Origin of the sequence: Fischerella sp. (assembly GCF_013388695.1) — a bacterium.
Lineage (GTDB): Bacteria > Cyanobacteriota > Cyanobacteriia > Cyanobacteriales > Nostocaceae > PCC9605.
In genome coordinates this window covers 19,139-31,153 of sequence record NZ_JACAEU010000059.1, presented here as the reverse complement: position 1 = coordinate 31,153, position 12,015 = coordinate 19,139, and the positions used below count along the sequence as shown (strand labels likewise).

The window sequence follows — 12,015 nt, the reverse complement described above, 5'->3', positions numbered from 1 at the left end:
TCATGAATTATGTGTGCATACATTTTTGTAGTTCGATGCCAAATCATTGTAGAGACGTAGCAATGCTACGTCTCTACATACCCGTGAATTGTAAATTCATATCTTGATTCAGCAACGCCTTAATTCTCGCAGCGTTTGACATCAAAGGGACTGGGGCATAAAAATTATGAATTATGAATTATGAATTATGAAATTTTCAGCATTCATCATTCATAATTTTCACCTATTCCCAATCCCCAATCCCCTTTTTAAATCCTAGCGCGGAGAGCAGAAGCAGGGAATAAGGCTTGAAATGCAGACTGCCGTTCGGTTACAGGTTCTGGAGCATAGTTCCAAAGGCTTTCGTAGTAAAAGAAGGCTACCCCCAAACCACGTTTTTGGGTAGCCCGCACTTGGGATTTAATTTGTTGGATGGGAACTGGATTATTTCGCAATCCTGCCATAATGCCAATTCCAGTTGGGATCTTTTGTTGTGCTTCTTGAATTTCTGGGCGGGAAATCTTGGCGATAAAATTTTGTAGATTCGGACGATACACTTGCACAATTAGCTCATCCACAATATTAAGCCGTAACCAGTTGAGCCAGTCTTGCAAGTGAAACTTGTAAGCAAAATCGTAGTAGTTGGGAGAAACGGAGAAAATCGCACCTGGTTTTTTCGCTTTCACAGCTTGATTGAGTTGTACCATAAACGCTGTGATTTTATCTGCTCGCCAGCGCACCCATGCCGGATCTTGAGGATTAGCCGGGGGATTGTTCTTTGTTTCCTGAGTATACAAGGCTACTGTGTATTTATCGTAGCCAAATTCATGGGGCAAACTCATGTGATCGTCAAACTGGATGCCATCGACATCATATTGGGTGACGATTTCCAATACGAGATCGGTAATAAACTTCTGCACTTCTGGATGGAAGGGATTGAGCCATGCAACCTCACCAGCAGCGCTAAGGGAAGTTTGGCTACCATCGCGCTTTTGCGTGAACCAATCTGGATGATTCAACATCAGTTCTGACATCGGGGGAGCCATAAAACCAAACTCAAACCAAGGAATTACGAGCAAGCCTTGGCGATGAGCTTGGGCAGTGATATCTGCGAGAATATCATGTCCATCAGAGCCTCGCAAAACAAAGGGTTGGATACCTGTACGTTTTGCCACGGCACTAGGATACATCACATAGCCAGAATTCCACACTACAGGATAGATTGTGTTGAAGTTCAATTGCCGCAATTGGTTCGTAGCATTCTGCACTTTAGCACGATCTCTGAGGGTGTTAAAGTCATTGTTGGTCATCCAAACCCCACGAATTTCCTGACGGGGTAGCTGTGCTGTCGCAGGAGTAAAGCTGTTTCCCAGCAATACCGTCAAAAGTGACATCAAAAATAGAAGTGGAAGAAGATACCTAAGTGATCGCCTGCCTAGGCGCTGCACTGAATGCAATCGCCGCCAACCTTGAGGTATAAAACGTAATGTCACAGGTTTGAATGATGCGTTAGCTACCCACTTGTGCGATCGCATGCTTTTGTAATGGAATCTACTAGCCATGGAGTATATGAGTATATAAGCTTACTAAGTGATTAGTTAAATTGGTAGTTATTCATTCAATGCGGCGCATCAAAATTTCTGCATCAAAGAATCTGATGCAGACTTAGCGCAGTAGGATATTTGACGTAGCTAGTAGATAATTAGTGCCCGTTATAACTTTACTAAAAAGGGTAATTACTCAGGATTTTGAGGCTGTTTTATTCTGAATTTCATCGATAATCCACCCAGACGCAGGCAAATATCGCATAATCAGAGAAAACGATAATGCTTTCAATTTTTTTATACTCAGAATAAAATTAATTTATTGATACCTAGTTCTATCTAAATTAAGTAGTACTAAATGCAAAATTTTGGGCGATCGCAATTCTTTGTCTTTGTCCCCCAGAAAGTCGACTCCCTCGTTCGCCTACTTGGGTGTTGTAGCCGTTGGGCAAGTCCATGATAAAGTCGTGTGCATAGGCAACTTTGGCAGCATTAATTATCTCTTCATCGCTGGCGTCCGGACATGCTATAGCGATGTTTTTCCGCACCGTACCGTCAAATAATAAGGTATCTTGCAGCACAACTCCAATTTGACGCCGCAAGGAATAAAGGTGAGTTGTTGGTGCAAAACGAGATAGGCACCCACCCAAAGCACAAGTAAATTGGAAAACTTGTTAAGAAAGCTACTGACGGAACTGGCAGTAGTTTGAGTAGAGATGGTTTTGAAGCCAGCGCTGATATAACGTGCATAACGTTCTTGCCATTGCCAGCGCGATCGCATTTCCAAATTTTGCGCTTTAATGGTTTGCATCCCCGCCATCGCTTCTACCAAGTAGGAGTGAGTTTCAGCGTTGCGTTCGGCTTTTTCTTGCAGTTGTCGCCGGATCAGAGGCGATACCAGCAAGTTAATCAAGGCGAATAACGGTACTGTTGCCAATGCAACTATTGTTAACACCCAACTGTAAACCACCATCACTAGGATGTAGATAATGGAAAACACCGCATCCAAAACTACTGTTGGTGAGTCATACCATAACGCCTCAGCCATGCCTCGTGTGTGGCAGCATTGGTAATTTGGTGCTGTTGTAGGAATTTTTGACAAGCGATCGCTACTTCTTCTTGGGTGCAACTTATGGATGCGATCGCCCCTTCAACGATCATCTCCCGCAACAGTTGCGGTAGTAGTTGATAGCTAGCAACCAGGGATATAAGTTCTTCTTTAAGAATAGTGCGATCGGCAATCTCTGGCACTTCCACCATATCCTACATCACTCCTTCTCTAAATAAAGGGGCGCAAGGATAGCGCCCCCAACTTGTCAAGCTAATTAACAATTACAATTGAGTTGGATGTCGAGATTGGTTGAAAATCCAGCAGGCTTGTTTTCAATGATGGCGAAGACAGTACCGTTGTAAGATAAAGCACCAGTGTTACTGTTGTATGCAAACTGATTGGTAGATGTCGCACCTAAATGAAAACTATGAAACTTACTAATGCGATATTAGATGGAGCTTTGCAACTAGTTGTGTTGCAAAAACTTATAGAGGATAAAAAAACTGCTCGACTAGAGTTTAAACTAAGACAGGACAAAAGGACTCAGGAGTGCTAAATTAAATTCTACTATTGTGGAAACTTCCGCTCCCGTACTTCCACGCTATAGTCCTGTACGGCTTTGGTAATCGTCTCGCGCAAATTTGTATAAACTTTCGCAAATGGCGGTTGTTTTTCGGAAAGCCCGATGACATCAGAAGTGACTAATACCTGTCCATCACAATGCGAACCCGCACCAATACCAATCGTAGGAATACTGAGTTTTTGTGTAATTTCCAATGCCAAATCGGTAGGGATATGCTCTAATACGATCGAAAATACACCCGCTTGTTCGAGAGCGATCGCTTCTTGTAAAATCCTCTCTCGGGCTGCTTCCGTCTTTCCCTGTTGTCGCAAACCGATTTGATGTATTGATTGCGGTGTCAAGCCCACATGGCCCATGACTGGAATTCCCGCTTGCACCAAACGGGCAATAGTTTCTACCATTGCTGGATACCCACCTTCTAACTTTACTGCCTGTGCTCCAGCTTCTTTTAACGCCAGTCCAGCAGAGTGTATTGCTTGTTGGATGCTTTCTTGATACGTCAAAAATGGTAAATCTACGACGACCAAAGCACGTTTGACACCACGGCGAACAGCTTTGGCATGGTACAGCATTTCTTCTAGGGTGATTGGTAGTGTTGTTTCGTACCCCAACATCACCGCCATAGAATCACCCACCAAGATGAGATCAACACCAGCTGCATCGAGGAGTTGGGCGATCGCATAATCCCAAGCCGTCAACGCCACAATTGCGCGTCCCTGCTGTTTCCATTGAATTAATTGCTGGGTGGTGACTGGCATTTTGGATTTTTAGAGTTAGTAGTTAGTAGTTAGTGGTTAGTAGTTAGTAGTTAGTAGTTAGTAGTTGGTAGTTGATTTTTAACCACTATCCACTATCCACTAACCACTAACCAATTTCACTTCACGGCGCGAGTAAAAGCGAGATGGGGTGTTGCACTTGCCATTTTTGGCATTAACCAAGCAAGACCTTCAGTAGTGCCAATCCACAATTTATTGCCAACATCAGGCGCAAGGGAAAGCACACGACTGGAGGGAAGACCGGGAACTTCGTCTAGCACAGCACCAGTACTTGGATTCAATCGTAGCAAACCATTACCAGTACCGACCCAAACACTACCATCTTTAGCAAAACGGATTGCAGTCACGTCACGTCCCCGTAAGCGAGTTACAGACCGCAGCACAGCACCTGTTTTTGGGTTAATAACAAGGAGATTATTTGGCATTCCCGCCCAAATTAACCCCTCTGGGCTAATAGCTAAAGCTTGTACAGTCGTACCTGGTAAATTATCGATCCGCTTCATAATCAAAGCATTAGCCGTATTAACTCGCACTACTCCATCCAAAGTCCCCACCCAAAGTTGACCTTCAGCATCTAAACTCAGAGCATTAGCACTGACACCAGGAAGATTTTTGACAGTGGTCATAATCAAGCCTTGGTCAGGACTAATCAAGGCTAAGCCATTATCTGTTCCCGCCCATAAGTAACCCCGTTTGTCAACCAATAAAGATAAAACTCGCTTAGAAGGCAAAAATAAATTTTGCGCCGTAATTTCGTTACTACGGGGATCTACTCGCTTTAATCCTTCATAGGTTCCCACCCACAAGCGTCCGACTTTATCTTGAGTTAAAGCACCAATGGCAACATTCGGTAAACTCACACGAGCTAATATTTTGCCAGTGTTGGGGTCAATCCGCGACAACCCCCGCCAAGAAGCTACCCACAGATTACCTGTATATTCAGCCTGCAAAGCACTAACGCGATAATCATTTTCTTGCAGGCGTTCTTGTAAATTGCGATCGTCTGGTAAGGGGTCTACCCGTCGTGGTGGCGAGGTAGCTGGGTAAGCAGGAGTTAATTCAGATGGATTAACGTTGAGAATTTTGGGTGTTGGAGTATTGCTGTTACTTTCTGGTGCAGTTGCCGGAATTGCTAGCGCTACTGTACCTAAACTTGGCAAAGCTATCAACCCTAGCAAGGTAGAACCGAGCAATTTAGTACGTTTGTAAAACAATACCACGGTTGTATTTCCTTTGGAGACAGTTTCTATCAACTCAGCCTCAAAAGGCTTGAGGTTAATTTCAGTGTTCCCCTACAGCGTGGTTTTTAAACAAAGAAGGGGCAAAGGGAAAAGGAAGAAAACTTGACCTTAACCGTAGCCTTGTCAAGGTGGATAAAAAACTAACCCAAATCTTAGTAGAGAAGACTATTTTCCTCTTTGTGTCTTAGTGTCTTGGTGTTTCAATCATTCTTTTTTCACCACAAAGACACTAAGACACCAAGAAAAATCCATTTCCAAGACTCACACCTTGACAGGAGTAACCTTAACCGTTAGCCTTTAACATTTTCCCTGCTTCTTAACGTTCGCGATTAACAAAAAAATGCCAGCGTACTACATAAAATGAGCGTTGTAGCTTCGTCTGGTTTATCTTTAAAAGCCTACCTCTGAGAATTTTGAGGCAGTTCAATATAACTATTAATGACATTTTGTAAAGTATTCTTAACAAAATGTTGAAAACTTTATTTAATAACAAATTTAAATATAAAAGTTAAAAAGATCCAAAGAATAACTTATTGCATTCTTGATATATTGTGAAACAAGTTACAAATTACGTGGAGTGCAATCAGTCTTTCGCTCACCACTCCCCTAAATGTAGGTCTATCAAAATTTCTCCTGTCTCTACCCTGTGAATGGGAGAGATACAGGGGGTGAAAAAGCGAAAAACTTGCTAGCCCACCTCCGACTATCCCCGAAATCAAAGATTATCTTGATATTTCCTCCGTTAATGGGGGAAAACGGGGGATGCTGGAGAAACCAACAATAATCATTTCGCCTCTAGCGAGGTTGGATGACATAAAAAAGTTTAGTGGAGTGCAAGCAACAGATAAAAAATGAAGTTTTATTCCTGGGAAAAGGGAAAGCTAAGAGCGTACAATAGTGCGTGCCTACAACGCAAGTACACTGGTGAGAAAATTACCCTATAGTTCCGAGTTGTGAAGCTCCAGCACGAACTTCTCAGGGTTTCCACCTCTCCTAGGTCGAAAAACCACTAACCTCTGTTGAAGACAGCCCCAAACCTAAAGATGTTCCAAATCTTTTTTCATTGATGAGGGGAAGGAGGCGAGGTTAGAGGAAGTTGCACGCAGCGTAGTTTGTAAATAGAAAGAGTGACTTCTTGGAAGGGAATAGTATGTCTTACGCTCAAACGAAGACTCAGACAAAAGCAGGGTATCAAGCCGGGGTTAAAGATTACAGACTGACTTATTACACCCCTGATTACACACCAAAAGATACAGATATATTAGCGGCATTCCGCGTTACGCCCCAGCCCGGCGTTCCACCAGAAGAAGCTGGTGCTGCTGTGGCGGCTGAGTCTTCCACTGGTACTTGGACAACCGTGTGGACGGACTTGCTGACCGACCTAGATCGCTACAAAGGTCGTTGCTACGATATCGAACCAGTTCCCGGCGAAGACAACCAGTTCATTTGCTACGTTGCCTATCCTCTGGATCTGTTTGAAGAAGGCTCTGTAACCAATATGTTGACCTCAATTGTAGGTAACGTATTTGGTTTCAAAGCCCTGCGGGCGCTGCGTTTGGAAGACTTACGCATTCCTGTTGCTTACCTGAAGACTTTCCAAGGGCCTCCCCACGGTATCCAAGTAGAGCGTGACAAAATCAACAAATACGGTCGTCCCCTGTTGGGTTGTACCATTAAGCCCAAGTTGGGTCTGTCTGCGAAGAACTACGGACGCGCTGTATACGAGTGCTTGCGCGGTGGTTTGGACTTCACCAAAGACGACGAAAATATTAACTCTCAGCCCTTCATGCGTTGGCGCGATCGCTTCTTGTTCGTTGCTGAAGCTATCCACAAAGCCCAAGCTGAAACTGGTGAGATCAAAGGTCACTACCTGAACGTTACCGCCCCCACCTGCGAAGAAATGCTCAAGCGGGCAGAGTTCGCTAAAGAACTGAAAATGCCCATCATCATGCACGACTACCTAACCGCAGGTTTTACTGCTAACACCACTTTGGCTAAGTGGTGCCGTGACAACGGTCTATTACTCCACATTCACCGGGCGATGCACGCCGTGATCGACCGTCAAAAGAACCACGGTATTCACTTCCGGGTTTTGGCTAAGTGCTTGCGGATGTCTGGTGGCGATCACATTCACACTGGTACGGTGGTCGGTAAGCTAGAGGGTGAGCGCGGTATTACAATGGGCTTCGTTGACCTGCTGCGCGAAAACTACGTTGAGCAAGACAAGTCTCGCGGTATTTACTTCACCCAAGATTGGGCTTCTATGCCTGGTGTAATGGCAGTTGCTTCTGGTGGTATCCACGTATGGCACATGCCTGCACTGGTAGAAATCTTCGGCGATGACTCGGTGTTGCAATTTGGTGGTGGTACCCTCGGACACCCCTGGGGTAACGCTCCTGGCGCTACCGCTAACCGCGTTGCTTTGGAAGCTTGTATCCAAGCTCGTAACGAAGGCCGCAGCTTGGCTCGCGAAGGTAACGACGTTATCCGCGAAGCTGCCAAGTGGTCTCCTGAGTTGGCCGCTGCTTGCGAACTGTGGAAGGAAATCAAGTTCGAGTTCGAGGCAATGGATACCGTCTGATGTCAAGTAAAAAGTTAAAAGTTAAAAGGTAAAAGAAAATTCTTCTTACTTTTGACTTTTGACTTTTGACTTTTGACTTATTAGGGGGCTGGGGTCAAGCATGAACATTAAGCAAATTGCGAAGGACACAGCCAAGACGCTGCAAAGCTACCTGACTTATCAGGCAGTGAGAACGGTATTGGCTCAACTCAGTGAAACCAATCCTCCCTTGGCATATTGGCTGCATCGATTTTCCGCCCAAGACAAAATCCAGGATGGAGAAGCTTACATTGAAGAACTTTTCCGAGAAAAGCCGGATTTGGCACTGCGGATCATGACAGTCAGAGAACATATAGCTGAGGAAGTTACCGAATATTTACCGGAAATGGTTCGCACTGGTATTCAACAAGCCAATATGCTACATCGTCGCCAGCATCTTGAGCGAATTACGCAGTTAAACCAATCAAACCCCAGTTCCGAACCAGAACGGCAAGCAACTTCAGATCCTAATTTGGATAATTCATCCAATGATGGTTAATAGCTAGTGGTTAGTGGATAGTGGATAGTCGTTAGTGGTTAGTGGGTAAAATAAACAACTACCAATTACTAACTACCAACTACTAACTACTAACAACCTTGTTTACTAATTAGTTCAAAAATCGCAACTCAGAAACTATGCAAACTCTACCAAAAGAGCGTCGTTACGAAACCCTTTCCTACCTGCCTCCCCTCACCGATGCTCAAATCAGCAAGCAGATCCAGTACATTCTGAATCAAGGTTACATTCCGGCTATTGAGTTCAACGAATCCTCTGAGCCTACCGAATACTACTGGACAATGTGGAAATTACCTTTGTTCAGCGCTAGAAGCACTCAAGAAGTGCTGAGCGAAGTGCAAGCTTGCCGTTCACAGTATGGCAACTGCTTCATCCGCGTTGTGGGCTTTGATAACATCAAGCAGTGCCAAATTCTCAGCTTTATCGTTCACAAGCCCGGCAGATTTTAAAGCTGGTATAAAACTGGTAAGCTGTAAGTAATTGATATTCCCCCAACAGGAGAGGTAGAATTATCTGCCTCTCTTATTTATTGATTTTTGTATTTTCTAAATCTTAAAAGAATTTAGTAAAATGTAGGAACGCAAACAAAATTGCACAATTACTCGTGAGGTTCGTCCTTTGTCATTAGTCATCTGTCATTTGTAGTGACTAGAAACTAAGGACTAAAGATAGATGACAGTATTCACGAGACAATATGCAACCTATACGTGCATAAGCATAGTAAGTAACTCTGAGAAAAATTTAAGTGAATTCAAAATATATACCGCAAGTAAGAATTTGCTTTGTGGGCGAGTCCTTTGTTAATGGAGCTGGCGATCCAGAGTGTCTAGGTTGGACAGGAAGAATATGCGTTGATGCTAATAAAAAAGGTTATGAAATTACCTACTATAATTTAGGAGTGAGGCGAGAAACAAGTACTAACTTAAAAAATCGTTGGCTCCAGGAAGTTTCTTATCGTCTTCCTAAAGAATACGATGGCAGAATTGTATTTTCTTTTGGAGTTAACGACACAACTATAGAAAATGGTAAACTTCGTGTTTCACTTGTAAATTCAATTTTAAATACACGCCAAATTTTAACTGAAGCAAAGCAGTTATATCCGATTTTAATGGTCAGTCCTCCACCGATCGCAGATGAGGAACAAAATCAGAGAATTGCCGATTTAAATCAACAGTTTGCGTTAATTTGCAAGAGATTGGATGTGCCTTATCTAGATGTTTTTGATGTCTTAGTAAATTCAACTATCTGGATGGATGAGGTAAGAACAAATGATGGTGCTCATCCCAGAACAGCAGGTTACACAGAGTTTGCAGAAATTGTGCAAAATTGGCAAGCCTGGAAAGATTGGTTTTCTCCTAACGATGCTTGAAAATGCTGCGTTAAGTTTTCGCTAACACACCTTACAAAAGCTAATCGAAAATCCCCAATTGTTATGGCTTATTACATTTCTCCCCGCTTTCTTGACAAAGTTTCTGTTTTCATTACCAAGAATTACCTTGACCTTCCTGGTGTACGAGTACCTTTAATTTTGGGTATTCATGGACGTAAAGGCGAAGGCAAATCCTTTCAATGTGAGTTAGTTTTTGAAAGAATGGGTGTGGAAGTGACTCACATTTCCGGTGGAGAGTTGGAAAGTCCAGATGCTGGAGATCCAGCGCGTCTAATTCGCCTGCGCTATCGAGAAACCGCAGAATTAATTAAGGTACGCGGCAAAATGTGCGTAATCATGATTAACGATTTAGATGCGGGTGCGGGACGCTTTGATGAAGGTACGCAATACACAGTGAATACCCAGTTGGTAAATGCCACACTAATGAATATTGCCGATAACCCCACCGATGTTCAACTTCCCGGAAGTTATGACGCAACACCTTTACATCGCGTACCAATTATTGTGACAGGAAATGATTTTTCCACCCTATACGCGCCTTTAATTCGCGATGGTCGAATGGAGAAATTTTATTGGGAACCAGACCTGGATGACAAGGTGGGAATTGTTAACGGAATTTTTAGTGAAGATGGACTTTCACAACGGCAAGTAGAACAACTTGTGGAGACTTTCTCAAATCAGTCGATAGACTTTTTTAGTGCGTTGCGATCGCGCATTTATGACGAACAAATCCGCCACTTTATCCATGAAATTGGTGTTGAACGTATATCCTTGCGGGTGGTGAACAGTTTAGAAGGGCCACCACAATTTAGAAAACCCGATTTTAGCTTGTCTCACTTAATTGAGATGGGTAACTTTATGGTGGGTGAACAGCAACGAGTCCAGACTTCTCAACTAGTTTCTGAATACAATCGTGGTTTGTACTCTCGCAATCAATCCACACCTTCCCCTGCTGCTACACCAAGTAGTCAGCAGCCAACTAATGGTTCAACTCAACCACCAATAACCAACGGCTACCAAAAATCACAAGCATCAAACACCCATCTAACCCTAGAAACACAAGAACAAATCCGGGAAATATTGTCTCATGGTTATAGAATTGGTATTGAACACGTAGATGAAAGACGCTTCCGCACAGGTTCTTGGCAAAGTTGTGCTGTTGGTCAAATCACTGGTGAATCAGATGCCATTTCTACTATAGAATCTTGTCTGGCAGAATACAGTGGTGAATACGTGCGCCTGGTAGGAGTCGATCCCAAAAATAAACGCCGAGTAATGGAAACGATTATCCAGCGTCCGAATGGGAAAGTTGGTAGTTGGTAAGCAGAACAACTTAATTAAACGTACAATCCACCCTGTAAGATCCCCGATTTCTGGCGAGAAGTCGGGGATGTGTCTTTTTAGTAGTATATGTAGTATAAAAGATAAGAAATTTCTGTTCTGTAGTTTAACTATGAACCAGTATCGCTTCCGATGGTCATTTACCGAAGACCCTACATTAAGCGATCGCTTATTTAACCTGGTGGAAGTCGTTTTTCCTGAAATTGGAGTTAGAGATGCAGCGGAACGCAGTCGGCAACTAGGCGCATCTTGGGAATCTGCTTCTACCCCGTTTATCCGCTTCCATGAAGACTTAGCCATTACTCATGTGGGAGTTCTAGAAATCCCCATGCAACTAATGGGACAAGACGTGGTTGTAGGCGGAATTCATGCTGTGTGTACGCATCCGGAGTTTCGACGGCGTGGCTACTACCGTGAAGTTATGGAAGAGGTGCTAGATTACTGTAGCGATCGCTATAAAACCCTAGTATTAACCACAACACAACCTGAAATATACAATCCTTTTGGCTTTCGCGTTGTTGGGGAGCATATTTTCACAGCTAAGTGTGACTCTCCAGGTGGGACTAATGGCTTTCGAGTGTTAGATACTACAGATAGTAACGATGTCAAATTACTAAACAGGCTATTGGAAACGCGTGAACCCGTTTCCAGGATTTTGGGGGTAGTGAAAGAGAAAGCCGTGTTCTACTTCAACGAGGGAAATAACCCCCTGTATTACGCCGAAGACTTGGATCTCGTGGCGGTGATGGAGATAGAAGACAGCAAACTCAAACTTTTCGATTTGGTGGGAACACAGATATGCACTTTAGAAGCTATTCTCGAACGCATATCCCAACCCATCAACGAAGTTGAGATTTACTTTAGTCCCGAACGCCTTGATGCTAAAGTGCAAGCATTTCCTCACATACTCGGTGGCGAACTTTTCTTGATGGTTCGTGGTACTTTTCCGCCTGAAGGAGAAAAATTCATGCTTCCACGTTCTGCACGTTGTTGA

Annotated in this window: 10 protein-coding genes and 1 pseudogene; 6 read left to right on the top strand and 5 right to left on the bottom strand. The window is 43.6% G+C overall.

Annotated elements, in window-relative coordinates:
* Nucleotides 1–248 precede the first annotated feature (248 nt).
* From HXY43_RS08655 to HXY43_RS08635, 5 genes and pseudogenes are all read right to left on the bottom strand, one after another.
* Nucleotides 249–1,541 (bottom strand): glycoside hydrolase family 10 protein, encoded by a 1,293-nt coding sequence (locus HXY43_RS08655; RefSeq protein WP_290882269.1) that lies wholly within the window; start codon nt 1,539–1,541, stop codon nt 249–251.
* 350 nt (nt 1,542–1,891) lie between these two features.
* A pseudogene (locus HXY43_RS08650) lies at nt 1,892–2,541 on the bottom strand (ABC transporter transmembrane domain-containing protein); the annotation flags it as partial.
* On the bottom strand, nt 2,535–2,783 hold the full coding sequence (locus HXY43_RS08645; protein ID WP_290882267.1) for a hypothetical protein: 249 nt from the start codon (nt 2,781–2,783) through the stop codon (nt 2,535–2,537). The pseudogene HXY43_RS08650 and the gene HXY43_RS08645, both read right to left, overlap by 7 nt.
* A 358-nt stretch (nt 2,784–3,141) precedes the next feature.
* A complete protein-coding gene (gene panB / locus HXY43_RS08640) occupies nt 3,142–3,915 on the bottom strand; it encodes a 3-methyl-2-oxobutanoate hydroxymethyltransferase (protein WP_290882264.1) in 774 nt (257 codons plus the stop codon).
* Between the two features lie 116 nt (nt 3,916–4,031).
* Entirely contained in the window at nt 4,032–5,153 is a 1,122-nt protein-coding gene (locus HXY43_RS08635) for a two-component regulator propeller domain-containing protein (protein ID WP_290882261.1), read from the bottom strand.
* A gap of 1,171 nt (nt 5,154–6,324) precedes the next feature.
* Here HXY43_RS08635 and HXY43_RS08630 point away from each other — a divergent pair.
* From HXY43_RS08630 to HXY43_RS08605, 6 genes are all read left to right on the top strand, one after another.
* Nucleotides 6,325–7,755 carry a form I ribulose bisphosphate carboxylase large subunit gene (locus HXY43_RS08630; RefSeq protein ID WP_026733360.1) on the top strand — a complete coding sequence of 477 codons (1,431 nt, stop codon included), beginning with the start codon at nt 6,325–6,327 and terminating at the stop codon, nt 7,753–7,755.
* A gap of 100 nt (nt 7,756–7,855) precedes the next feature.
* Entirely contained in the window at nt 7,856–8,272 is a 417-nt protein-coding gene (locus HXY43_RS08625) for a chaperonin family protein RbcX (RefSeq protein WP_290882257.1), read from the top strand.
* 137 nt (nt 8,273–8,409) lie between these two features.
* Nucleotides 8,410–8,739: a ribulose bisphosphate carboxylase small subunit gene (locus HXY43_RS08620; protein ID WP_026733362.1), complete on the top strand. Its 330-nt coding sequence runs from the start codon at nt 8,410–8,412 to the stop codon at nt 8,737–8,739.
* Nucleotides 8,740–9,035: 296 nt separating this feature from the next.
* The gene (locus HXY43_RS08615; protein ID WP_290882245.1) at nt 9,036–9,659 is read left to right on the top strand and encodes a GDSL-type esterase/lipase family protein; all 624 of its coding nucleotides are present in this window, start codon (nt 9,036–9,038) and stop codon (nt 9,657–9,659) included.
* A 63-nt stretch (nt 9,660–9,722) separates the two neighbouring features.
* Entirely contained in the window at nt 9,723–11,003 is a 1,281-nt protein-coding gene (locus tag HXY43_RS08610; protein WP_290882244.1) for a ribulose bisphosphate carboxylase small subunit, read from the top strand.
* Between the two features lie 130 nt (nt 11,004–11,133).
* On the top strand, nt 11,134–12,015 hold the full coding sequence (locus tag HXY43_RS08605) for a GNAT family N-acetyltransferase (RefSeq protein WP_290882241.1): 882 nt from the start codon (nt 11,134–11,136) through the stop codon (nt 12,013–12,015).